Origin of the sequence: Thalassovita mediterranea (assembly GCA_019448215.1) — a bacterium.
GTDB lineage: Bacteria > Pseudomonadota > Alphaproteobacteria > Caulobacterales > Hyphomonadaceae > Henriciella.
The window spans coordinates 2,209,800-2,235,028 of the sequence record CP080408.1 but is presented as its reverse complement, the minus strand read 5'-3'; the positions used below and the strand labels follow the sequence as shown (position 1 = coordinate 2,235,028).

Sequence of the window (25,229 nt, the reverse complement as noted above, 5' to 3'; positions counted from 1 at the left end):
GCGTCAGGCCGCATCCGATCAGAGAAGCGAGCGCGCGCGGGCAAGGTCGTCGACGAATTTCTCATACTCTTCTGCCGCACGCTGCCTGTCTGGCAGGCGCAGCAAGTATGACGGGTGAATGGTGGCGATGAGGCGGGTGCCATTATCAAGCTCTGTCAGCGCGCCGCGAACATCCTTGAGGGCGACCGCCTTGCCAAATACGCCGCGCAGCGCAGTTGCCCCCATCGTTACAATAATGTCCGGCGCCACGAATTTGCGCTCAAGATCCAGCCAGAAGCGGCACGTATCGATCTCGCCCGCATTCGGCTTCTGGTGCATGCGGCGTTTGCCGCGCGGGGTAAATTTGAAGTGCTTCACCGCATTGGTGACATAGGCCTTACGGCGCTCAACATTCGCTTCCGCCATCGCCTTGTCGAACAGTTGGCCGGCAGGGCCGACGAATGGTTTGCCGGCGATGTCTTCCTGATCACCCGGCTGCTCGCCGATGATCATGAGCCGCGCGTCAGGCGGGCCTTCGCCGAATATGGTCTGGCTGGCGCACTCATGGATCGGGCAGCGATCACATTTCGAAGCGGCGCGGCGTGCATCATCTAGTGAGTTGATTTCAACCTCTTCTTCTTCAACGAAGAAATTCGACATGCGCGAGGTCCTGATATTCGCATCGGTCGAGGGCGCCGAGAGAAGCGCGCCGGTGCGTTGGGATGACTTGCGGATGAGGTCAGGGATGAGTTCTGCCTCTGGCAAATTCTTCCAGTATTTTGCGGGCATTTCCGACAGCATGGCGTCGACCTTGAGCCGGGCTGGATTGAAGATGGAGGCGTAATAGGTTCGCCACTGGTCCTCGATCGCGTCTTCTGCCGGCATCCGGGAGCGGTCAGCGCCCGCCGCAAAGGTGAGCTTCTTGCCATCCCAGCTGGCGCAGGCATCTGGCGTCAGGATGGTCCAGTCCATGCCGGTGAAGCGGCGCATGAAGAAAGGCGCGGTCAGGCCGACAATGCGATTGTCCGGCTCAAACCAGCTCATGAAGACTTCGCGGCCCTCCCGCTCTCCGACTTTCCGGAAGCGGACGAAGGCATGCATCTTGTGAACGTCGCGGCGGATCTGCTTGTCGGCGCCTTTGACCCAGCGGGCCGCATCATTGAGGGGATCGGTGAGCGCGGCGCGGTTGCGCTGCAGGTCCCACAATAGCTGGTAGAGCCAGGCGAAACGGGCCGGATCGCGGTGGCAGATGACCCGCCTGGCCATATCGATGAAGGCTTTCGGGACTTTGACGTCTCGCGGCGTAGACCGGGATGGCGCGGCAGGTTCGGGCGTGCCAACGGCGGCAAAGAGATCGTCTCCGCCCGCAGTGCTGCCGGACCAGTGAATGTCGGCTGGCGGCACGCCCTGCCCCGCTAGACGCCGGGCCGCATCGCGCCATCCATCGAAATCCGTTTCGGAAGACAGGCTGATCTGGTGCATCAGAGAAGCTGGAGCTGCTGGGGCTGAGGCACGAACCTGTCGCGCAAGGTGACAAGGTCGAGCGCGCGGGACGGGTGCCAGTCCACCGTCTCAATAAAGTCGCGGCAGGTCTTCAGCGAGCGGACGATGCGCGCGATATGATCGAGGCGGAGGTTTGTGTGGCGGCGCGCAGCGAGGATGCGGTTCACAGATTTGGTGCCAAAGCCCGGCACACGCAGCAGCTCTTCGCGGGTAGCGCGGTTCACATTGACGGGAAAGCGCTCGCGCCGCTCCAGCGCCCAGGCGAGTTTGGGGTCCAGATCGAGGTCGAGCATGCCGTCCTGGCGGGCCTCGAAGATCTCATCCTTCTCGAAGCCATAAAACCGCATCAGCCAGTCGGCCTGATATAGGCGGTGCTCTCTCATCAGGGGCGGCTTGATGAGCGGCAGGTCGCCGGAGCTGTCCTGTATCGGGCTGAAGGCCGAATAATAGACGCGGCGAAGCTTGTAGCCGGAATAGAGCGAGGCGCTGGTCGTCATAATGTCCTTATCGGAGGACTGGTCTGCGCCGACGATCATCTGCGTCGATTGTCCCCCCGGAATGAAGCGCGGCGGACGCGCCTTGCCCCGCTCCTTGCGGTCAGGCTGGCGCGACTCGATGCCGTGGCGGACATTCGCCATGGCAGAGCGGATGACCGCGCCGGACTTCTCGGGCGCATAGGATTTGAGCGAGGCCTCACGCGGCAATTCGATATTGATAGAGAGGCGGTCAGCGTGCAGGCCTGCCTGTTCAATCAGGGCCGGATCCGCTTCCGGGATGGATTTGAGGTGGATGTAGCCGCCGAAATTATGCTCCACCCGCAGCTTGCGGGCGACCTCGACCATCTGGTCCATCGTATAGTTCGAGGAACGGATGATGCCGGAAGAGAGAAACAGGCCTTCGATATAATTGCGCTTGTAGAAATCGAGGGTCAGCTTGACGATTTCGTCGACGCTGAAGCGCGCCCGCTCCACATTGCTGGACACCCGATTTATGCAATATTTGCAATCGTAGATGCAGAAATTCGTCATCAGGATCTTCAGCAGCGAGATGCATCGCCCGTCAGGCGCATAAGCGTGACAAATGCCCATCCCCTCAGTCGAACCTATCCCATTGGTAGAAAGTGAGTTCCTCTTCGCTGACCCGGATGAGGCGCAGGAGGCATCATACTTTGCGGCATCCGCGAGAATGGCCAGACGATCGATAAGTGTGCGCTTTCCCATGGATGGAACATAGCAGGAACATATCGACAGTAAAAGCAATTCAGCAGTATTTTTCCACGACAAACAGGAGGTGCAAAAAGCCAGTCACCACACCACTAACGGGTGTGTCTGCCCCGCAACGTCAACGGTTCGCTGCAAAATGTTAACCATTGCACAGCTATAAAATCGGAACGCTCGGCACGCCTGTTTGTTTACAGGTTGAGCAACGAGACAAAATGATGACCGACACGCATGAGCATAAGAAAGCAACGCAGGTGAGCGCAGAAGAGCGCCATCAACGCCGCGCATTCCGCAATGCAATGTCGGCTGGCCTCAAGCGCACCTATGGCCGCGTTGCGGAAAAATCGGTGCCAGACGAATTTATGCAACTTTTGCATGCCGCTGACCGCAAGGCCAAAGCGTAGAGTTGTGCGTTTTTCAGGCAAACGCCTGATTTTATCCCTGAAAGCAGTCCACCCATTGCAGCAAGCCCATCAGTGGTTAGGCTCAGTGCATGTCGAGACAAGGCTTCACCTTGCCCCGAGGGATGCAGACCGATTGGCCGACGCTTGTTGCGGCCTCCACCGATTTCCGTCGCGATCTCCATCGTCACCCCGAATTGACCTGGCAGGAAAAAGACACGTCCGAAGTCATTCGGGCATCGCTTGATGCGCTGGGCATTTCCTACCGAGTCTGCGCAGGGACCGGCACAGTGGCGACGCTGGCCGCGGATGCGCGCGGCAGACATGTGGGGCTGCGCGCAGATATCGACGCGCTGCCGATCAATGAAGCGACCGGTCTCGATTACAGCTCTTCGCACAGCGGATGCATGCACGCGTGCGGACATGACGGACATGCAGCGGCACTGATGTCGACAGCCGCTTGGCTGAAACGCCATGAGGACAGCTTGCCCGGCCCCGTCACCTTACTTTTCCAGCCTGCCGAAGAAGGCGGGCATGGCGCAAAGAAGATGATCGAAGACGGTGCGCTTGAGGGGCTCGACTGCATCTTCGGCTGGCACAACTGGCCAGCAATCCCGTTTGGCAAAGCGGTTTGCCCCGACGGCGCTGTGATGGCGGGGAATGGGACATTCCGGATCACGCTGCGCGGCGCAGGCGGTCATGCGAGCCAGCCTGAGAATACACGCGACCCGGTTCTTGCCGCCTCTGCCGTCACCATGGCGCTGCAACAGATCATCTCGCGCCGGATTACGCCCCAGAATGCCGCCGTAGTGAGCGTGACTTCAATCGAGGCGCCGAGCGGTGAGACCGTCATTCCGGATAGCGCCAAAATGGCGGGCAGCATCCGTCTTGCGAATGCCGATGACCGGCCACTCATCGAGGGTCTCATCAGGGAAATCACGATCTCGCAGGCGAAGGCGTATGGGGTCGAGGCCGACGTCGAGGTCTTTCCCCGTTACGACGCAACTGTGAACCACCCGTCTGAAGCCGCCCATATGCGTGAAGCGATTGCGGCAGATCTGGGCGAAGCCTGGCATTTCGACCAGATCCCCGTGCCGATCATGGCGTCGGAAGACTTCTCTTATTATCTCAAGGAAATACCGGGTGCCTTCGCCCTGATTGGCGCCGATGACGGCAAGGGCCATCACGAGCCCTGCCATTCACCCCGATACGACTTCAATGACAGGCTGCTGCCCATTGTGACCCGCATCTATGCGCGTCTCGCAGGCGCGCCCCTACCCGACCAAGCAACTTATCTGAACGACTAACCCTAAACACGAATCCGAGGAGAGACCGTCATGGACCTGTTTGAGCGCTGGGAATCGAATGTCAGGGGTTACGCACGGACTTACCCCACCGTGTTCAAGTCCGCTCTGAACGCCCGTCAGACCGATGAGGCTGGCAAATCCTATATCGACTTCTTTGGTGGCGCAGGTGTCCTGAATTTCGGACACAATAATCCGCGCATGAAAGAGGCGATCATTAAATTCATCGAGGCCGATGGTATTCCTCACAGCCTCGACATGATGACGACCACCAAGCGTGACTTCATCAAAGCCTTCACCGAAACGATCCTCGAGCCGCGCGGCTGGGACTACCGGATGCAGTTCACGGGGCCGACCGGCACAAACGCCGTAGAAGCTGCCCTGAAGCTTGCTCGCCGCGCGACCGGCCGCAAGCAGGTCATCGCCTTCACCAATGGCTTTCATGGGATGACGCTTGGCGCGCTCGCGGCGACAGCGAACGCCTATTTCCGCAATGCGGCCGGTGTGCCGCTCAACCATGTCGAGCGCCTGCCATTCGGCCATCCGCTGGAAGGCATGGACGAAGCCTATGCAGACCCGTCCTCCGGCTATGAGCCGCCAGCGGCAATCCTCGTCGAACCCATTCAGGCCGAAGGCGGCGTCAATGTCGCCGATACCGAGTGGCTGAAGGCCATCCGCAAGTTCGCAAAGGATCGCGGCGCGCTGTTTATCCTGGATGACATTCAGGCCGGGTGCGGGCGCACGGGTTCCTATTTCAGCTTTGACGGCATGGACCTCGACCCGGACATCATCACGCTGGCCAAGGGGATTGGCGGCTTTGGTACGCCGCTCGCCATGAATCTGAACAAGCCGGAATTCGACAAGCACTGGTCGCCCGGTGAACATACCGGCACGTTCCGCGGACAGGGCATCTCCTTCATCGCTGGCATGGTCGCCATGGACTATTTCAAGGATGACGCCTTCATGGCCGACGTCCGCCGCAAGGGCGACATCATGGAAAGTCGACTCAAGAAAATGGCGCGTCCGGGCATGGAAGTTCGCGGCAAAGGCATGATGCAGGGCCTCGACACCAAGGATGGCGCGTTCGCCAAGAAGGTAGTGGCCGAGTGTTTCAACAGGGGACTGCTTCTCGGTGGTTGCGGCAGCGAAGGCCGTGTCGCCAAGCTCATCCCGCCGCTGACGATTGACGATGCGGACCTCAATGAAGGCCTCGACATCATGGAGGCGGCGATGGAAGCCGTCCTGGTGCCGGCATGAAACACCGCGATGACATGACGTTCCCGCCGGAGGAGTATGTCCGCCGGCTGGAAGACCTGCGCGACCGGATGAGAAGCCGCCGCCTTGATGCCGTGGTCATCTCCGACCCTGAAAACCTGATGTACCTCACCGACTATCAGACGACGGGGTACTCCTTCTTTCAGGCCCTTGTGGTTCCGCTCGACGGCGACTGCTTCATGGTCACGCGGAACATGGAAGAGTCGAACGTCCATGCCCGCACATGGGTCGAGAAGACGCGGCCCTATGCCGATAATGGCGACGCCATCCAGCGCCTGATCGAGGCGCTGCGTGAGGCCGGGCTCTATAATTCGACTGTCGGGTATGAGCGTAACTCATACTTCCTGCCTGCCTATCAGCAGGACCGCTTCCATTCGGCCTATACGGGCGGCCGCCTGCTCGACTGTTTCGGCATCGTCGAAGAAGGCCGGATGTGCAAATCCAAGCACGAAATCGAGATCATGAAGAAGGCGGCCCGCGCGACCGAAGCGGGCATGAAGGCCGGTATCGAAATCGCCAAGCCCGGCGTTACCGAGAATGAGATCGGTGCCGCCATCTCTGCCGCCATGTTCGAAGCAGGCGGCGAGCCACCCGCCGTCATGCCTTATGTAACGTCAGGCCCGCGCTCCATGATCGGGCATGCGACCTGGGAAGGCCGCACGGTTCAGGAAGGCGAGCATGTCTTCCTAGAGGTGGGCGGCTGCTACAGGCGCTATCACACCGCCATGATGCGCACGATCGTGATGCAGGATGAGCTTTCCCCATCCATGCGCAGTGCAGAAGAGCAAATGCAAAAAGCGCTGCTTGAGCTGCGAGACCGGGTCCAGCCGGGTCTTACGGTTTCGGACGCCGACAAGATCGTACGCGACATTATCTCGGCTGGCTCGCATGGCGGCTCACTCATCACGCGCTCTGGCTATTCGATCGGGATCGCTTTTCCGCCGAGCTGGGATGAAGGCTATATCCTGTCGCTCATGCAGGGCGATCCGCAGATTCTGAAGGAAGGCATGACCTTCCATATCATCCCATGGGTCTGGGGCGTGGACGGTGACAAGACGGTCGGTATTTCCGACACCTTCTATGTGACTGAAGATGGCTGCGAGAGTTTCTTCTCACTGCCTGAAGAGTTCACGCTGAAGCCCGGGACGGGGAAGCCGACTGCGCCCGCCGCGAAGAAAGCCAATGGCGAACAGGCCCAGCCTGCGAGCTAGCGCCTGCCACACATCTGAGATCAGGAGAAATCCATGCTGAAAGCCGTCAATCCGGCGACCGGCGAGACCGTTCGTGAAGTTGCGCTCGACAGCGAGGCAGACGTCAACGCCAAGATCGAGGCGTCGCTGGCTGCCTTCCATGAGTGGAAGACCAAATCCTACGCCGAACGGGCCAAACTGCTGAAGGCCGTCGCAGCCCATATGCGCAAGCATGTCGAGACGCTTGCGCCCATCATGACCGAAGAGATGGGCAAGCCGATCAAGGAAGGGCGCGGCGAAGTCGAGAAGTCAGCCTGGTGCGCAGAGCATTATGCCGATCATGCTGAGGGCTACCTCTCCCGGCAGGTTCTGGAGTCCGATGCGAGCCTGTCTTATGTGCAGCACCTGCCCATTGGCCCCATTCTCGGCATCCTGCCCTGGAATGCGCCTTTCTGGCTGGCTTTCCGGTTTGCGGCCCCTGCCCTGATGGCGGGAAATTCCTGCCTGATGAAGCATGACCCGCATGTGCCGGGCTGCGCCGAAGCGATTGAGACATGCTTCCGCGAGGCGGGCGCGCCTGAAGGCCTGTTCCAGGCCCTCTATCTCGAAACACCGAGCGTTGAAGCAGTAATCCGCGATGACAGGATTCGCGGCGTGTCCTTTACCGGGTCTTCGCGCGGCGGGTCTGCCGTGGCGGGGATTGCTGGCTCAGCGATCAAGCCTGCGGTGCTGGAGCTTGGCGGGTCTGACCCCTCCATCGTTCTGGCCGATGCCGATCTCGACAAGGCGACGGACGTGCTGACGCTGTCGCGCATCATCAATGCAGGCCAGTCCTGCATCGCGGCCAAGCGGATCATTGTTGAGGAAAGCGTTTACGACAAAGTCGAAGCGCTGATGAAAGAGAAGCTCGCGGCGCTGAAGCTGGGCGACCCGCGAGAGGGCGACACGGATGTCGGCCCGATTGCACGCCCGGACCTTCGCGATGAGCTGCACCGGCAGGTTCAGGAGACGATCAAACAGGGCGCGGACTGTGTGCTTGGCGGCGAGTTGCCGAGCGGCGACGGCTATTTCTATCCGGTCACACTGCTCTCCAACGTCACCCCGGACATGTGCGCCTTCAATGAGGAGACGTTCGGCCCGGTTGGGGTTCTGGTAAAGGCACGCGACGCCGACCATGCCGTCGAGCTCGCCAATGATACCCGCTACGGCCTTGCGGCGAGTATCTGGACCGAGACGAGCCGCGGTGAAGCGATGGCGAGCTTGCTCGATACCGGGCAGGTCAGCGTCAATGGCATTGTGAAGACAGACCCGCGCCTGCCAAGCGGCGGCACGAAGGCGTCAGGTCTCGGACGTGAGCTTGGGCCGCACGGCATCCTCGAATTCGTCAATGCCCAGCAGGTCTGGGTCGGTCCTGCAAAGCCTGCCTGATCTGACAGGACGCGGACGAAATCCTGACACAGGCTGATTAGGAAGCGGCAAATTTGTTTCAAGTTTGCCGCGCGCGTTTCAGCCGGACTTCAAGTCTCTCTTTTAGGGCTGCTTACTGAACGCCTGCAAAATGCGGGCACCAGTAAGCAGCAAAGAGGGTCAAGAATGACGTCCTCCATCTTGCAGGCCTTTTCGGTTGCCGTCCTGTTTTGTGGGCTTTCCGCTGGCGCCGTCGCTGAGCCGACGCCGCGCCAGACTGGCAGCGCTGTCCATCACGCCTCCACTTCGCCAGCAGGTCCGTCGCAGACCGACCTGACTGTCGTCGTGAACCGGTCCACCCCCATCGCCGTTGGCCGCCCGTTTGCGCGTATCGCCATCTCCCAGCCGGAGATTGCTGACGCTGCGCCGACATCCGACAACCGACTCTATGTCCGTGGACGCACCATCGGCTCGACCAACATCCTCGTCTATGATGATGATGGCGACCTCATCGAGATTATCGATGTACGCGTCGAGCATGATCTGGGCGCCATCCAGAGTGACATTGCGGCCCTCTTCCCTGACATCAGCCTCGATCTGCGCACGGTGGCACAGCGCCTTCATGTGCGCGGGAATGTGCCGGATGATGAGACCGCTGCCGAGATCATGCAGATCGCGGCAAGCTATGCGCCGGACGCTGTGATCGACGCGCTGGATGTGAACAGCCCGCAGCAGGTGATGCTGGAAGTGCGCTTCGTCGAAGCCTCGCGCGAAGACGTGAAAGAGCTTGGCATTGGCGGTGAAGTCAGCCGCGCGGGCGATTTCCTCTTCGCGACCGGCTCTGAGCTTCTCTCCGGCGGCGCGCCGAAATCCATCCTCAGCCTGCTGGGTGCGTCTGGCGGGGTGAATATCGACTTCTTTCTTGAAGCCCTGGAAGAGCGCGGCGTTATCCGCACGCTGGCCGAACCGAACCTCGTCGCCCGCTCTGGTGAGACGGCGAGCTTCCTGGCGGGCGGTGAATTCCCCGTGCCAGTTGCGGCCGATGAAGACACGATCAGCATCCAGTTCCGCGAATTCGGTGTTAGTCTCGAATTCACGCCTCGCATCCTGTCGAACAACAAGATGAGCCTCGAGGTCAGCCCGGAGGTGAGCCAGCTCGATCCGCGCAATTCGGTACGCCTTGCCAGCGTCGAGATCCCGGCGCTGAGCGTTCGCCGCGCAAATACGATCATCGAGCTTGCCGATGGTGAGAGCTTTGCGATTGCTGGCCTGATCCAGAACACGGTGGACACGACCTCGGTGCAGACGCCGTGGCTGGGCGATGTGCCTGTGCTTGGCGCGCTGTTCCGCTCGAACCGTTTCCGCGAGAATGAGACAGAGCTGATCATCATCATCACGCCGCGCCTTGTCCTGCCGACGCCAGCTGGCACGCGCATCCCCGATCCGCTGACGAACAACCCGATGCCATCGGAAGCAGAGCGCCTGCTGCTGGGTGAGCTGAGCTATGATGATGGCCCGAGCGCCGCGTCTGCTGGCACGGGCACGCTTCGCGCGCCGTCTCCGGCGGCAGCCCAGCCTGTGGCCCAGTCCTCACGCCCTGATCTTGGCTATGTGCCGGGAATGGGAGGCGAGTAGGCATGAGCGCCACACCGCTTCAGGTGACGGGGCCAGTGCGCCTTCACGTCTTCGCGCCCGGTGGGCACGAGGCGCTGGTGGCGGCGACCGCAAACCTGCCGACAGTCACTGTCACCAGCCATCCGAGCCCGGACGCCGCGCTCGAAGCGGCGCAGGCTGAGCGCGGCGGCGTGCTTGTGCTGGAGAATGCCGGCACGTTCGATCTTGTCGAACTGCTGATCCGCGTCTCTGAGACCGCCCCAAGCCTGCCGGGCATCGTGATTGGTGAGAATATTCCGATCCTTGCGGTGAAGCGGCTGATGTCGCTGCAGCGCTGGGACATGCTGCCCCCGCCGATTGCGCCGACTTCGCTGATCGAGGCGCTGGAGCTGGTCTGCAAGCAGGACAGTTCGGGGGCGGATAGCTCGTCCGGCAAATGCTGGACGGTGACGCCGTCAGTTGGCGGTGCCGGCGCGACGCTGGTGGCCGTAGAGATCGCCTATCAGCTCAGTCAGCGCGAGACCCGCAGCAAAGTCTGCCTCATTGATCTCGACTTTTTCGATGGGGCGTGTGCGTCCTATCTGAACTGCCCGGCGAACCTCAATCAGAGCGCGCTGACACAGTCTGCGGACCGCATTGATGAGGCGCTTCTTCAGGCCTTCATCACGCACCACAAGAATGGCATCGACCTTCTTGCCGCGCCGCGCTCACACCGGCTGTGGAATGCGATCAAACCGGAATCGATCCTCAAGATGCTCGAGGTTGCCTGCAGCCTCTATGATCATGTGATCGTTGATCTGCCGCGTTGGCCCTCGCCCTGGATGGCATCTGTCGTGACGGGTGCTGACGAAAACATCGTGATGAGCGAGCTGACCGTCCCGGCGCTGCATGCCGCGCGCAACCGCGCCGAGGACCTCGAAGACGCCTCAGAAGGCATCGTCCAGCCGCGCATCGTGCTGAACCGGATGTCCAAGAAGCTGTTTGGCGGCACCGTTACCGTGTCGCAGGCCGAGGAAGCTATCGGCCGCCCCGTCTTCGCGACCATCTCGTCGGAATGGGAAGCAGCACTCGCCGCCGTGAACTTCGGCCAGGCGGTCAGCGAAGCCAAGCCCGGTAATCGCCTCGCCAAGGATATCAGCCGCCTCATCGACCTTCTCGAAGAAGGCAATGCCCCAATGGTCCTGTCACCCCCGAGCAGAAAGAAAGCCTAGATGGCCCGTTTCTCCCTTCTCTCTCGCAATAGCTCCGCCGCCGAAAAGCTCGAGCCTGAAACCGCCGTGCCAGACGCGACTGCGGATGAGGCGACAAAAGACGAGGGTCCGCTGTTTGCAGCGGATGATGCTAACGAGGCCGACGATGAGCCGGAAGAGAGCACAGGCTCTGCCTCGTTCGACCTGCTCGAAGCCAAGCTGCGCGTCCACAACAAGCTGATCGATGAGCTGGACCTCTCGGTTCTGGACAAGCTCGATGAAGCAGAAATGAAGAAGCAGGTCGGCCGGCTGGTTTCCGAGATCGTGCGTGATGAGCGCATCCCGATGAACCAGGCCGAAGTGCTGGATTTTGCAGATTCGGTCTATCACGAGATGACTGGTCTCGGCCCGCTGGAGCCGCTTCTCGCAGACCCGACGATTTCGGATATCCTCATCAATGGCGCCAAGCAGGTCTATGTGGAGCGCCGCGGTGAGCTTGAGCTTTCAGAAGCCAAGTTCCGCGACAATGCCCACCTTCGCCGGATCGTCTCGCGTATCGTGTCCGCCGTTGGTCGCCGCGTCGATGAAAGCCAGCCGCTCGTCGATGCGCGTCTTCTGGACGGCTCGCGCGTCAACGCCGCGGTGGAGCCGGTCGCGATTGATGGCCCGCTTGTTTCCATACGGAAGTTCTCAAAAAAGCCGCTGACGCTTGAAAAGCTGATCGGCTTTGGCGCGATGCCGAAAGAGGTCGCCGAGTTCCTGTTCAATGCCGTGAAATGCCGTGTCACCTGCATCATTTCCGGCGGTACGGGCTCTGGTAAGACGACGCTCCTCAACGCGCTCTCCAAGGCGATCAGCCACAAGGAACGCCTGATCACGATCGAAGACGCGGCAGAGCTTCAGCTGCAGCAGCCGCACGTCGCGCGCATGGAAACGCGCCCGCCCAACCTTGAAGGCAAGGGTGAGATCCGCCAACGCGAACTGGTGAAGAACGCGCTGCGTATGCGTCCTGACCGGGTGATCCTTGGCGAGGTGCGTTCCGAAGAAGCCTTCGACATGCTGCAAGCCATGAATACGGGCCATGAAGGCTCCATGGCGACGATCCACGCCAACAATCCGCGCGAGGCGATCAGCCGTCTTGAGCAGATGGTGGCCATGGGCGGCCTGCGCATCTCGTCCGAAGCTGTCCGTGGGCAGATCTCTTCGGCTATCGGCATCATCATCCAGGCCCAGCGCCTGTCGGATGGCTCGCGCCGCATCACCCATGTGACCGAAGTGACGGGCATGGAAGGTGACATCATCCAGATGCAGGACATCTTCTTGTTCAACCGCCTTCGCACCGGAGAGGATGGCACCGTGATCGGCGAGTTCCGCGCCACGGGCCTTCGCCCGAAATGCCTCGATGAGATGCAACGGCGCGGCGTGCACCTGCCCATGGAGTATTTCGACCCGTCGAAGCCACTTCTCGAAGTGCCGGGGAAATAGATGGAGACTTCGGTCGTCATCTATGTGCTGGCCTTCGCTTCAGCCTTTCTCGCCGCCCAGTCGGTCCTCGGTTTTGGACAGGGCGCGGTTGAGAAAACGCGGCTGAACCGGCGCCTGCGCGTGCAGGAAAAGCAGGCGAGCGTTGCTGACCTCATCATTGAGCTTCGTCGCCAGCGCGGACAGGACAAGGACGGCAATGGCCGCCTGTCGCTTCGCTGGTTCAACGACCTCGTGACCCGCTCCGGCCTCGCTTATGATCCCCTCACCTGGTCGATGATCGCGCTCGCTGTCGGCGTCGTTGCAGCAGCGGCGACCTTCTATTTCACCGCCAATCTGATGCTGACACCTGTGGCGGGTGTTCTCGCATCCACGGTTCTGCCGATCTTTTTCCTCAAGATGAAAGCCGCGGCGCGCGACCGCCAGCTGGGTGAGCAATTGCCCGATGCGCTTGAGATTATCGTCCGTAGCCTCGAAGCCGGTCACCCGGTGCCGACGGCAGTCTCACTGGTGGGGCGTGAAATGCCGGACCCGATCGGGTCCGAATTCGGCATGGCCGCCGATGAGATCGCCTATGGCTCAAGCCTCGAAGAAGCTGTGAAGAAGCTGGCTGAGCGCACCCAACAGCCAGATGTCGAACTCTTCGCCGCCACTGTGCGCCTGCAGGCGCGCACCGGGGGTAATCTGGCCAGCTTGCTGAAGGTCAACGCGTCGACCGTCCGTGCACGCCAGAAGATGCGCCTCAAGATCAAGGCGGCCTCATCCGAAGGCCGCGCATCAGCGCTGATCCTGACTTCTGCGCCTTTCATCGTGATGGGCGCGATGCACATGCTGACGCCGCACTTCTATGGCAGCGTCATCAATGAAAAGATCGTCCAGTATGGTCTCGGCGGCTGCCTTGTCTGGATGGTGATCGGCAATCTCGTCATGCGCAAGATGATCAGTTTCAAGGTCTGAGAGAATGATGCCGATCAGCCTTCTCCAGAACTCGAATCTCGCGCTCGTCGCCATCCTGACCATTGTGACGGTGGCTGCGCTTGCGGTTCTTGCGGTGAAACTGATCCGCGGCCTGAAAGCCAAGAAGAAGATGGCGCAGCGGCTGGAGAGCGATACGGCGCGGCGCGTTCGTGCGCAGTCCCAGAGCGCCAGCCAGAAACGCGACCAGGTGATCGAGAAGATCGGACGTCGCTTTTCCGACCCGAATTCGGAAGCGCTGAGCAAGCTGCGCGCGCGCCTGTTCAAGGCGGGGTATTACTCGAAGGCTGCCCCCTACCTCTTCATCGGCATCCGTTTCATCGCGCTGATAGTGCCGCAACTCCTGCTGCTCGCAACCTGGCCGCTCTATGGCGATATGCTGCCCGGCAATGGGCTGATGCTCGCCTCAGGCGGCCTGGCCGTCATCAGCTTTGTCGCGCCCTCCTTCATACTGGATAAAAAGCTCTCGCGGCTACAGGACCAGTACCGCGAAGGCTTTCCGGACATGATGGACTTGATGGTGGCCTGCGTTGAGGCCGGCCTCAGCCTCGACGGCGCAGTGCAGCGCGTGTCCGAAGAACTGGCGCAGCGTTATCCGAACCTAGCTGACCATTTGAAGATCATGAACCTCGAGACGCGCGCCGGCCGGGCACGCACTGAAGCCTGGAAGAACTTCGCAGACCGCCTCGGTCTTGATGAGGCACGCGCGCTCGCCACCATGCTGCGCCAGTCCGAAGAGCTCGGCACAAGCGTGGGTGAAACACTGCGCGTCTTTGCAACCGACATGCGCGAAAAGCGGATGCTCTATGCAGAGGAGAAGGCGCTGGCGCTTCCGGCCAAGCTGGTCGTGCCGCTGATCCTCTTCGTGTTTCCGTCGCTTCTGACGGTGCTCATGCTGCCTGCCGTGGTGCGCATGATGGAAGTGATGGCGGCTACGTCCTAAGCCCGCCGCATCTTAGCCGGGCTGTTCAGCCCCGACGGCGTACGACCATGATTTCGGTATACTGAACATAGGTGAACCGCCCTGCCCCCGAAGCAGAAGCCGTGACCTGCACCGTCGCCGCAATCGGCGCGCACTCTGCCTCCAGAGTTTCTGAAACCTCTGCAGGCAAAGGCGTGGATGGGTGGGTGAGAACGGGCTCACCTAGAGACATGGCCGGCGTGCGGGTTGGCGTTGTCGGCTGTATCTCGGTCGGTTGATTGCGCACGTCGGTCACGTCACCGGAAACTGGTTGGACTATACGCCTCTCCGCCGCCCAAGCTACGTTGACGACAGCGACAAGCAGGACGCCCCCAAGGCAGAGAAGAATGATGAGTGTGACGCTCATGCGCAAATCCAGCTTGTCGCGCCTCATATGAAACGCGAAAGCTGGATCTAGCGCAAGATAGGCTGTCGGGCGCGGAAAATCGCCGCCGGATTACTGGCTGGACGGGACCCGGACCATGGATTCCTGATCGCCCATGATGATGGCGACCTGCGTGCCAGACGGCGCACGGGGGGCAGCTGGCTGCGGCGCTGCTGCGACCTGGCGCGGCGCGGGCGCTGGGGAGCGCAGGCGCACGGCTTCGGCCATCTCATAAGCATCGTCCGCACTGCCGCGAAGCGCCAGCGACAGCGTACCGGACTTGCCTGCGACGGAGAGCGTCTGGGCCTGTTCAAGCGTAACGGCGAGCGTTGCCGTGCGGAATGGCGACGGGTCATTTCCGGCGACATCGTCGTTAAGGTCGAGCGCCATGACTTCAACATTCTGAAGCAAGACTTCGGCGCTGGCCCCGCCCGCGCGCACGGGCTGGTCGTCAACGAGGGCTGCGCCATCATTGGCCATGAAGATGATGTCCACCATGTCGCCCGGCAGGACGAAGCCGGCCACGCCCGCAACGTCATTCATCTGGATCGTATAGGCGCGCATGCCGGGGCGGATCTTTGATGAGAGCGAGGCGCGCATGCCGACTGCGAGCAGCATCTTCTCTGACAGGATTTCGCCGCTGCCGATCTCGATCAGGGTCGGGCGCTCCAGCCCCGTCTCTTCGAGGTCGCCTCGCGTTTCGAAAGCGCCGCGGGGGACATCGGTGACAGGGATTGCTTCTGTCTCGAACCAGGCCGGGTCGAGCGTCACGCCGCGCGGGATGTCGCGCACGGCGACGAGCACATCGCGGGTCTCGATAACGACCGGCTGCACTTCGGTCATTTCGGCCGGTGCTGGATCCTTGTCGCCGCCAAGCCAGAGGCGCGCACCGAGGACGGCGGCGCCGCCAAACACGAGCGACAGGACGAGCGAGACGATTGGAGACATTTTCACGAGGCGAACCTCCCAGACAGCTATTCGCCACCGAAAATAGCGTGCCGGGGCTTAAACCTTCCGCAAAGGCAAAGGCGCCATTTCACGGGTCCGCTTAACCATGAATCTAGCCCGGGATCTCTTCTTCGAGCGGGACGACATCGACGGCCTGTGAGCCTGCCTGCCCTGAGGCGGACTTCAGCACGCCTTTCACGGGAGATACGTCCGAATAGTCGCGGCCATAGGCGATCACGATATGGTTGGTCGCGACCTCGCAGGCATTGGTGGGGTCGTACTCGATCCAGCCAAGCTCTGGTCCGCACCAGGCCCGTACCCATGCATGCATGGCATCCGCCCCTTCGAGACGCGGCTTTCCGGGCGGTGGCTCTGTCCGAAGGCAACCGCTGACATAGCCTGCAGGAATGCCGATGCTGCGCAGCGCCGCTATCATGATGTGGCTGAAATCCTGGCAGACGCCCTTGCGCGCGGCGAAGGCGTCTTCGTGGCGCGTATCGACAGAGGTCGCAGACGGATCAAACGTCATTTCTTCATGCAGGCGCTCCCCCAGCCTGTGCACGACATGGCGGGTGGAGGCATCGAGCGGGACAAGGTCGCGGACATAGTCCTGCAGGACGAGATTGGGCCGTACGCGCGGCGTGGTGCCGAGGAAGTGAAGCGGAGAGTCTGCAGCGAGGCTTTTGATCCCGCTAAGAATATCCGGCATCGTTTCTAGGTTTGCAGAGACCGCCTGCGGGGCTGGCTGTTTGTGGCGCTCGACGCGGGCGGTAAGGCTCGCCTCAAAGCGCTGATGGGCCTCTGCGAAGACGACCTCGCTGGTCCAGTTGCCGAAAAAGTCCCGGAAGCCGCTACGCTCGGCTGGCTCAGGCGTCACCGTCAGGGTCTGGCCTGATACTGACTGCACGCCCGGCAGGTCCAGCGGCCAGAGGTGGAGAAGATGGCGGCCGGTTAGCACCATGCCGCCATAGCGGTAGGAAATGCTGAGTTTGAGATCATAGAGCATGGGGCGCCTTCAGCTCATGAATATGCGGGTGAGATTGTCGGATATCGCCGCGACCTTGTTGCGGAAGCCGACGAGGTAGTCCGGGTCGATATCCTCTGGCGCGAGCGCCTCGAACGTTTCCCGCAGCGCTGTGCAATCGGCCAGCAATTCCTCGCTGCCGGACGACTTCATCAGGTCTGCAAGCGGGCGCATATGGGTCTCAAGCTCGACCAGGTGGAAGATGAGAGACCGCGGATTGAGCTCGTCGAGGGCGGTGAGTTCGGCAACCGACGGCGCGCTCGCCTGAAAGCCGTATCTGCGGCGGTGCGAAATGGAGCTGTCGGCATATTCCAGCGCGAGGTCGAGACTGCCGAGCGGGGCATCTTCGGCGAGGAAGCTTGCGAGCGCCGAAGAAAGCGCCATGAGGCGTTCGATGGAGCGGCCAAGGCTGAGGAAGCGCCACTCGGTGAAGCGATACATATTGTCCTGCAACAGGCCTGTGAAGGCGCTGGACTGGCGCAGGAGCACGCCCATCTCGCGCGCTGCGCCATCGCCCGGCGCCACATTGCGCGAGAGGGCATCATCCAGCCGGTCACTGAGCTGGTTCATGGCAGCCCAGCCATCGGGCGAGAGCCGGTCACGTACACCTTCAGCGGCGCGCAGAGCCGAGCGGATCGTGCCTTCGAGCGCTGGCGGAATGGAGGACTGAGTGTCCAAGCCGATGAAGGATCCATAGCGCGTCAGGTGAAGGAGAAGCGGCGATTGCGGCGAGGTTGCCTCGGCGAGCCGTTCATGGCGCGCGCGGTTGAGGCGGGTGAAGCCTTCTGCGCGTTCCATGTATCGGGCGAGCCAGTAGAGGTTCTCAGCGGCCTTGCTGGGCAGCGCGCCCTGCTTCGCGCGCGGTGCCCTCGCCTGCCCGCTGGCGAGGCGTGTGACGGTATCAACCGGCTTGTCGCTGACGATCCAGACATCAGCGACCGAGCTGCCGGCCTGCATGCTGAAGACGTTTGTATTGATCTCTGTCCCGATACGCGCAAACCCGCCCGGCATCACGCACCAGCCGTCTGCTGTGCGGACCATGAAGACGCGCAGGCTCATCGGGCGCGGGACGAGTGCGCCGTCTACCCAGGCTGGCGAAGTCGAGAAGGACACCGTCTCCTGCCCGACCAGAAGTTCGCCTTCGGTATCGATCAACCGTTTGGCAAAATCGACGCCCTGCTTGCGCAGCTGGCTGCCCATGATGGCCGACTCGTCAGGGTCGAACATCTGGCGCGTCGAGAGCGCCGGGGCGATCAGCATGTTCTCAAGCTTTGAGACGACATGATCGCGCTCAGCTGGCTGGCCGCACCACCAGGTTGCGATATTCGGCATTTCGAGCGGCTTGCCTGCGAGCCGTCTGGAGATGCGCGGCAGGAAGGCCAGCAAGGCGCGCGATTCAAGTATGCCAGCGCCAAGCGCGTTTACGACCGAGACATTGCCCCGGCGCACGGCCCCGATGAGGCCTGCCGTACCGATCTGCGATGCCTCATCAAGCTCAAGCGGATCGGCGTAAAGCGTGTCCAGCCTGCGCCAGAGGACGTCGACGGGCTGCAGGCCCGAAACCGTCCGCACAAAGACTTTACCCTGCTGGATGGTGAGATCTTCGCCTTCAACCAGGAGCAGACCGAGATAGCGTGCGATATAGGATTGCTCGAAATAGGTCTCGCTGAACGGTCCGGGCGTCAGTATGGCAACATGTGCGTCCTGCGAAGTGCGCATGTTGAGCAGCGCGGTGCGAAACTCTGAGAAGAAGCCAGACAGGCGATGAACCTTGGCGTCGGCATAATGCTCGGCGAAGATACGCGACGTCGCAACACGGGTTTCGAGCGCATAGCCTGCGCCAGATGGTGCCTGCGTCCTGTCATTGAGGACCCACCATGTCCCGTCTGGCCCGCGGCTGATCTCAAAGGCGACGAAGTTGAGATGATGACCGCCGCGCGGCTTCACACCGACCAGTGGGCGGATCCATTCCGAACTCTGCGCGATGAGTTGGCCCGGTAAGGCCGCATCCGCGACGAGCTGGTTGGGCCCGTAAAGGTCAGCCACCACGGCCTCAAGCAGATCGGCGCGTTGCTTCAGTGAGCCGGCTATCTGCTCCCATTCCTTCGCATCGATCAGAACAGGCATATGGCTGAGCGGCCAAGGGCGCTCTGTTGCCTTATCCTCTGTATACTGACGCAAGAAGACGCCAGAGTTTCGCAGGTATGCGTCGCCACGTGAAAACATCTGTCGCAGCGTTTGCGGGTCTTGTTCTGACAGGTGCGAGATAAAGCTCTGCCAGACAGGACGGACGCGGCCCTCGCTGTCCAGCAGCTCGTCCGGAACACCGGGCACAGGCTTGTAGTGTGCCAGCAGACGGAAGAGTGTTTCTTCTGCTGCCTTCCGGAGCCGGGGCATGGTCTAGACGCCCTGAGGCCTGCGAAGGTCGAGGGTCAGCGGAAACTCCGGATGCACCCTTTCGGCCTCTGGCATATAGCTCCCCGGCTTATGCCCCTGCGGCTCGAACCGGGCGAGCCTTCGGGCTTCTGCCTCGTTCGAATTGACGGGGAAGGTCTCATAATTGCGGCCGCCCGGATGGGCGACATGATAGACGCAGCCGCCAACCGCATGCCCGCTCCAGGTATCGAAGATATCGAAGGTGAGCGGCGTGTTTACCGGCAAGGTTGGATGAAGCGACTCAGGCGGCGCCCATGCCTTGTAGCGCACGCCGGCGACTTCGCTTGCGCTACCAGCCGACTGGGTCAGCGGCATGCGCCGCCCATTACAGGTCACGGCAAACCGGCCGGGCGCCCCCGACAGCAGCTTGACCTGAAGGCGCTCTGCCGAACTGTCCGTATACCGAACAGTACCACCAATCGCTCCTGTTTCACCGAGGACATGCCACGGCTCGATCGCCTGACGAAGCTCCAGCGTGGTGCCTTCGTAAGTGACCTCCCCGCAGAACGGGAAGCGGAACTCGAACTGGGCTTCATACCATTCTGATTTGAGATCGAAGCCATGCGCCTTGAGGTCGGCGAGCACTTCCATGAAGTCCTGCCAGACAAATTCCGGCAGCATGAAACGGTCATGCAGGCGCGTGCCCCAGCGCACAGGCGTGCCCTCGACAGGGTTCTGCCAGAAGCGGGCAATCAGGGCACGGATTAGCAATTGCTGGGCAAGGCTCATGCGCGCATTTGGCGGCATTTCGAATGCTCGGAACTCAACGAGGCCCAGACGCCCTGTCGGCCCATCGGGCGAGAAGAGCTTGTCGATACAGATTTCGGTGCGGTGCGTGTTGCCCGTCACATCGATCAGCGCATTGCGCAGCAGCCGGTCGATCAGCCATGGCGGTATGTTCCCCTGCCCCGGCGCGGGTATCTGCGAGAGCGCAATCTCAAGCTCGTAAAGCGTGTCATTGCGCGCTTCATCGATGCGCGGTGCCTGACTGGTCGGGCCGACAAACAGGCCGGAGAAAAGGTACGAAAGGCTCGGATGCCTCTGCCAGTGAAGGATAAGGCTTTTCAGAAGGTCTGGCCGGCGCAGGAACGGGCTGTCATTCACATTCGCGCCGCCGACGACGACGTGGTTGCCGCCGCCCGTGCCGGTATGACGGCCATCGATCATGAACTTGTCTGTGCCAAGACGCGTCTGGCGCGCCTCTTCGTAGATTGCCTCAGTCGTCGCGACGCACTCTTCCCAATTGTGGGCAGGGTGAATGTTCACCTCAATGACACCCGGATCGGGCGCCACGCGGATCACGTTCAGGCGCTCATCGGATGGTGGGGCGTAGCCCTCGATATGGACAGGCTTGCCGACGGCCTTTGCCGCCTTTTCAGCCGTCGCGACCAGCTCAAGATAATCCTCAAGCGCTTCGGTCGGCGGGATGAAGACGCAGAGATGACCATCACGGGCCTCGACGCTGAGGGCAGTTCGCACGCTTGCGCCCTCCTGCGGGGTCATCTGCTGCTGGCGGACATCCTGCCCCTTAGCCGCTTCGGTGCGGCTGGAGACATTCTGGCGGGCATCGGCGGGCACGTTGCGCTGCTCGACCGCCTCATCAATCGAGTACTCTGGCAGCGGCCCGCGTGGCTCTGCCGGATCGGTGACGTGCATGTATGGATAGGCGGACGGGGCGAGATGAGGAAGCGACTCCAGTGGCAGGCGGTAACCTGCCGCGCTGTCGCCCGGCACGAGGAAGAGCTTGCCGCGCCGGAATGACCATTTCTCGCTGCGCCAGCGCGATGTTGCCGCCTTTGCCTGCCAGCGCTGGACCGGCAGGACGAACGCCACCGGCTCTGTCAGGCCGCGCTCGAACACCTTGGCGATACGCTGGCGTTCTTCAGGGTCTTTCAGCTTGGAGTTTTCGGGCGTGACATTGTCAGGCAGGCGGCCTTCGCGGAGGATCCACTCTGCCGGGTCCTCATAAGCCGGCTGCACCATTTCGTCCGGGAGCCCGAGCTCGTCGGCCATCGCTTCGGTCATCTTGCGGGCGTCTTCCGCCGTCGCGCCGGTGTCTTCGCCTTCATGGGCGATGAGGTCAGCGTCCCGCCAGACCGGCTTGCGGTCGCCGCGCCAGTAGAGAGAGAAGGTCCAGCGCGGCAGGCTTTCGCCCGGATACCATTTGCCCTGCCCGTAATGCAGCATGCCGCCAGGCGCGAACCGGTCGCGCAGCCTGCGGATCAGCTGGTCAGCAAGCGCGCGTTTGGTCGGGCCGACGGCGGCGGTATTCCATTCGGCGCTTTCAAAATCATCGATGGAGACAAAGGTCGGCTCACCGCCCATGGTGAGGCGCACGTCTTCGTCCTCGAGGACAGCATCGACCTTCTTGCCGAGCGCATCGAGGTCCGACCAACTCTCATCAGAAAAGGGTTTGGTGATGCGCGGATGTTCGGCCACACGGTTGATCTTCATGTCGAAGTCGAACGTGGTTTCCGTCTCAGGGTCACCGCTGAACCCGCCAGAGATGGGCGCGGCGTTCTGATAGTGCGGCGTTGCGGCCAGCGGAATGTGGCTTTCGCCGGTCAGCAGGCCAGAGGTCGGGTCGAGGCCGACCCAGCCAGCGCCCGGTATATAGGCTTCGACCCAGGCATGCAGGTCGGTAAAGTCATGATCGGTCCCCGCCGGCCCGTCCAGCGCGACAAGGTCAGGCTTCAGCTGGATGAGATAGCCAGAGACAAAGCGTGCGGCAAAGCCGAGCCGGCGCAGCACCTGCACCAGCAGCCATGAGGAGTCCCGGCAGGAGCCAGAGCCCTTGCGAAGGGTCACTTCAGGTGTCTGCACGCCGGGCTCGAGCCGGACGATATAGTCGACGACCTTTTCAACCCGCCGGTTCACATCGACGAGGAAGTCGACTGTGTTCATCGGGTCTTCGGGGATGGTGTCGAGAAAGGCTTTCAGTAGCGGCGTTAGCCGGTCCGGCCGACGGTAGATTTCGAGGTCCGGCGCATATTCCTCGGAATATTCGAACGGCCAGGTCTCGGCCCGCTCCTCAACGAAGAAATCGAACGGGTTGTAGACCGTCATGTCGGCGACAAGGTCGACTTCGACTTTCAGCTCACGCACCGGCTCCGGGAAGACGAACCGCGCAAGCCAGTTGCCGTAAGGGTCCTGCTGGTGGTTCACAAAATGCTTGGAAGGCGAGACTTTCAGGCTGTGCGACACAATCCGGGTGCGCGATTGCGGCGCTGGACGCAAGCGGATGATCTGCGGCCCCAGCGTGACCGGCCGGTCATATTTGTAATGGGTGAGGTGATAGATGCTGGCGAGAATAGCCATGAAGAAACTGCCTTACTGTATCGCCCCTCTTCTCTAGACCACATGTTGAGGTTTCGCGAACGGGAAAGCGGAAATGCTGTCCCGCGGGTGATTATTGCCCGGGCCATGGGCAGGAAGGTTGCAAAAAATCGATAGCTCAGGCCGAGGCTTTGAAGACGGGCCAGCGCTCCACGACTTTGCCGTCCTCGACCAAAGCGATGTCGCCAAATTGCAGGAAGACCGCTTCTGACTGTGTGGGTCGGAAGAAGACGAAATCGTCTGGTTTGAGCGCTACATCCCCGGGCGCGGTCAGCATCTGCTGATTGCTTGAGCGGCCATACTTTTCATTGACGAGGATGCCTTCAGGCCAGACGGGCCTTGCCATCCAGTTGCCGCCGAATGTGTAGATCGTCTTGGAATGCCCTTCTGGCATCTCCGGCTCGCGCCCCTCGAGGAAGTCGAAACCGGCGACATTGATCCCGTCCAGAACCTTGAGTGCGGGGGCGGCGATGAAGGTTGCCGGAAGGTGGTCTTCAAGAAGGTCGGTATCGAAGTCCGTCGGCTTGACCAGAACTGAACCGGCAGAAACCTCATTCGCCATGCTGGTGTCGGTGTAGAGGCGGTAAGTCGGGCTGCCGGCCGTGTTGAGCGTCAGGCCGCGCTCGTCCCGCTCATTGCATCCAGTCAGCGTCTTTGCGGCCTCATAGACTTCGCGGGCATGGGCTTTGGCTTTCTCGCGGAGGCCATGCTTTTCCGGCATCTTGGCAATGTGCGGCTCATACCCCATCAGTCCGATGAAACTTGCACTGTTGGAGGCTTCCAGCTTCTGCCAGGCACGCTTGAGGCTCTCATCTGCAGGAAAACCGCCGCGATGGAGGCCGACATCGATTTCGAACACGATGTCGAGATGTACGGAAAGCTCAGCTGCCAGCGCGAGATACTGATCAAGCCGCTCAGGCGTATCGATCAGCCATTGAACTTTCGCCTCCGGCGGCGCATCGCGGTAGAAAGCGCGCGCTGCGGCGACGGGCATTGGCTTGCCCAGCAGCTGGTTCACGTCCGGCATGGCGCGGGCAATCTCAAGCAGCATGTCGAGATTGAAGGTCATCATCCGGTCGGTGCCGGTCTTCTGCCGGATGTGCTCAAGCAGCGGCAGGCTGGGCAACGACTTTGCGACGATGCGATAGGCCATGCCGGGCGGCAGATGGCTTCTGAAGGTCTCGATGTTCGCGTCGAGACGCTTCCGGTCGATAATGAGTGTCGGTTGGGCAATGCCGGCCTCAACGAGTGCGGCCTGCAGCTTTGCGAAATAGTCGGCGGTGAGAGGCATCACGCCTCCGGCTCGAAAAGGGTTCGAAGGTAAGGCGTCATGAAGCGCCCGTCCGGGTCCATCCTGCGGCGGACGTCGCAGAAGCGCTCGAAGAGCGGATAGAGGTCGCGAAGATCCCGGTAGCGAAGGCTGTGCAGCTTGCCCCAATGAGGCCGGCCGCCCGCGCGCCGGAAGATGGGCTCTATGTGCGAGAAGAAGAAGTCATACTCATCTTCAGCGAAGGCATGCACCGCGACAGAGATGCGGCCAGCGCCGCTGAATGGGCTCAGCCAGATATCGTCGCCAGCGGTCTTGCGTACCTCAATGGGAAAGAAGACATCAGGGCGCTCACGCTCGATATAGGTGATCACCTCATCAAGCGCGTCGAGCGCTGTCTCTTGCGGCAGGTGATATTCCATTTCGTTGAAGGGGACGTTGCGTTCACTGGCCAGCAGCTGCCAGCTATTTCCGACAACATCCTCGCCTTCAAACCGGGCAAATGCGCCGGCAAGATAGTCACGGCGCGAGGGCGCATCGCCCCCGGCATAGTCACGTGCGCGCTTGAGGCCGAGGACAGCATCATCATCATCGCTTTCAGGGCGCGGCGTGGCAGGGGCGTCTGTCTCTTCATGCGCAATCGAGATGCCGTAGCCGGAGAACGGGATGTAGAAGAACTCGTAATTCCTGAGCGACTGCCAGCGCGTCCTTGCCGCCGACAGGATCTCACCAAGCGGCTCGGCCCAGGTGCGCCGGTGGAGGTTGTAGGGCGCGACCAGCTGGATTTCGGCTTCGATGAGGATACCAATGGCGCCGAGCGAGACACGGCAGGCCTCGAACACGTCCCGGTCTTCGTCGTTTGAAACAGTGAGGAGATCCCCGCCAGCGGTCAGCAGCCTGAAGGCTCGCGTTTCAGCAGAGAGGCAAGCCAATGTCTCGCCCGTGCCATGGGTCGCCGTGGAGGTCGCCCCGGCGAGCGACTGGGCGTTGATGTCGCCAAGATTTCTGAAAGCGAGGCCATGGGCTCCTAGCGCAGGCGAGAGATCCTTGAGGCGCGCACCGGCATTGACCCAGGCGGCTTTCTTCTCGCTGTCGGCAGAATGGACGAGGCCCATCCGGTCGAGCCGGACCAGTGTCCCATCCGTGCAGGCAAGCGGTGTAAAGGAGTGTCCCGCGCCAACCACGCGCACCGGACCGGGCGCAGTTTTCAGAAGGGCCTGCAGCTGATCAGCATCGGCAGGCTCGACCACCTGTGCTGGCTGCGCGACCTGATTGCCTGACCAGTTTGTCCAGACAGTCGTGTTTTCGATGTTCTCTTGTGTGTCCGCCATC

The 25,229-nt window shown here is 61.5% G+C and carries 19 protein-coding genes; 10 read left to right on the top strand and 9 right to left on the bottom strand.

Annotation, left to right across the window (positions count from 1 at the left end):
• Positions 1-18: 18 nt before the first annotated feature.
• Complete coding sequence (locus KUV46_10980) at positions 19-1,461, bottom strand: UdgX family uracil-DNA binding protein (protein QYI99866.1); 1,443 nt, start codon at positions 1,459-1,461, stop codon at positions 19-21.
• Positions 1,461-2,702 carry a putative DNA modification/repair radical SAM protein gene (locus KUV46_10975; GenBank protein QYI99865.1) on the bottom strand — a complete coding sequence of 414 codons (1,242 nt, stop codon included), beginning with the start codon at positions 2,700-2,702 and terminating at the stop codon, positions 1,461-1,463. The genes KUV46_10980 and KUV46_10975 overlap by 1 nt, the downstream gene beginning before the upstream one ends.
• Before the next feature lie 149 nt (positions 2,703-2,851).
• Here KUV46_10975 and KUV46_10970 point away from each other — a divergent pair, with 149 nt between their 5' ends.
• The 10 genes from KUV46_10970 (at position 2,852) to KUV46_10925 (ending at position 14,483) form a co-directional block, all read left to right on the top strand.
• On the top strand, positions 2,852-3,106 hold the full coding sequence (locus KUV46_10970; GenBank protein QYI99864.1) for a hypothetical protein: 255 nt from the start codon (positions 2,852-2,854) through the stop codon (positions 3,104-3,106).
• Between the two features lie 89 nt (positions 3,107-3,195).
• Positions 3,196-4,410, top strand: a complete 1,215-nt coding sequence (doeB2, locus tag KUV46_10965; GenBank protein ID QYI99863.1) for a N(2)-acetyl-L-2,4-diaminobutanoate deacetylase DoeB2 — start codon at positions 3,196-3,198, stop codon at positions 4,408-4,410.
• A gap of 30 nt (positions 4,411-4,440) precedes the next feature.
• Positions 4,441-5,664, top strand: coding sequence for an aspartate aminotransferase family protein (locus KUV46_10960; protein ID QYI99862.1), 1,224 nt, complete (start codon positions 4,441-4,443; stop codon positions 5,662-5,664).
• On the top strand, positions 5,661-6,893 hold the full coding sequence (gene doeA, locus KUV46_10955) for an ectoine hydrolase (GenBank protein ID QYI99861.1): 1,233 nt from the start codon (positions 5,661-5,663) through the stop codon (positions 6,891-6,893). The genes KUV46_10960 and doeA overlap by 4 nt, the downstream gene beginning before the upstream one ends.
• Before the next feature lie 33 nt (positions 6,894-6,926).
• Complete coding sequence (locus tag KUV46_10950; protein QYI99860.1) at positions 6,927-8,300, top strand: NAD-dependent succinate-semialdehyde dehydrogenase; 1,374 nt, start codon at positions 6,927-6,929, stop codon at positions 8,298-8,300.
• Positions 8,301-8,465: 165 nt separating this feature from the next.
• Entirely contained in the window at positions 8,466-9,914 is a 1,449-nt protein-coding gene (locus tag KUV46_10945) for a type II and III secretion system protein family protein (protein ID QYI99859.1), read from the top strand.
• Positions 9,915-9,916: 2 nt separating this feature from the next.
• Entirely contained in the window at positions 9,917-11,104 is a 1,188-nt protein-coding gene (locus tag KUV46_10940; GenBank protein ID QYI99858.1) for a hypothetical protein, read from the top strand.
• A complete protein-coding gene (locus KUV46_10935) occupies positions 11,105-12,568 on the top strand; it encodes a CpaF family protein (GenBank protein ID QYI99857.1) in 1,464 nt (487 codons plus the stop codon).
• Positions 12,569-13,522 carry a type II secretion system F family protein gene (locus tag KUV46_10930; protein QYI99856.1) on the top strand — a complete coding sequence of 318 codons (954 nt, stop codon included), beginning with the start codon at positions 12,569-12,571 and terminating at the stop codon, positions 13,520-13,522.
• A 4-nt stretch (positions 13,523-13,526) separates the two neighbouring features.
• Complete coding sequence (locus KUV46_10925; GenBank protein ID QYI99855.1) at positions 13,527-14,483, top strand: type II secretion system F family protein; 957 nt, start codon at positions 13,527-13,529, stop codon at positions 14,481-14,483.
• Positions 14,484-14,508: 25 nt separating this feature from the next.
• On the opposite strand, the gene KUV46_10920 is transcribed toward KUV46_10925, so the two are convergent.
• The 7 genes from KUV46_10920 to KUV46_10890 all read right to left on the bottom strand — a co-directional run bounded on the left by KUV46_10920 (position 14,509) and on the right by KUV46_10890 (position 25,228).
• Positions 14,509-14,868 (bottom strand): hypothetical protein, encoded by a 360-nt coding sequence (locus tag KUV46_10920; GenBank protein ID QYI99854.1) that lies wholly within the window; start codon positions 14,866-14,868, stop codon positions 14,509-14,511.
• A gap of 90 nt (positions 14,869-14,958) precedes the next feature.
• Positions 14,959-15,840, bottom strand: a complete 882-nt coding sequence (gene cpaB / locus KUV46_10915; GenBank protein ID QYI99853.1) for a Flp pilus assembly protein CpaB — start codon at positions 15,838-15,840, stop codon at positions 14,959-14,961.
• 106 nt (positions 15,841-15,946) lie between these two features.
• Positions 15,947-16,840, bottom strand: coding sequence for a transglutaminase family protein (locus KUV46_10910; GenBank protein QYI99852.1), 894 nt, complete (start codon positions 16,838-16,840; stop codon positions 15,947-15,949).
• A gap of 9 nt (positions 16,841-16,849) precedes the next feature.
• Positions 16,850-19,255, bottom strand: a complete 2,406-nt coding sequence (locus tag KUV46_10905) for a circularly permuted type 2 ATP-grasp protein (GenBank protein QYI99851.1) — start codon at positions 19,253-19,255, stop codon at positions 16,850-16,852.
• A 3-nt stretch (positions 19,256-19,258) separates the two neighbouring features.
• Positions 19,259-22,612: a transglutaminase family protein gene (locus tag KUV46_10900; GenBank protein QYI99850.1), complete on the bottom strand. Its 3,354-nt coding sequence runs from the start codon at positions 22,610-22,612 to the stop codon at positions 19,259-19,261.
• Positions 22,613-22,748: 136 nt separating this feature from the next.
• The gene (locus tag KUV46_10895) at positions 22,749-23,921 is read right to left on the bottom strand and encodes an alanine racemase (protein QYI99849.1); all 1,173 of its coding nucleotides are present in this window, start codon (positions 23,919-23,921) and stop codon (positions 22,749-22,751) included.
• Positions 23,921-25,228 (bottom strand): FAD-binding protein, encoded by a 1,308-nt coding sequence (locus KUV46_10890; GenBank protein QYI99848.1) that lies wholly within the window; start codon positions 25,226-25,228, stop codon positions 23,921-23,923. The genes KUV46_10895 and KUV46_10890 overlap by 1 nt, the downstream gene beginning before the upstream one ends.
• Between the last annotated feature and the right edge of the window lies 1 nt (position 25,229).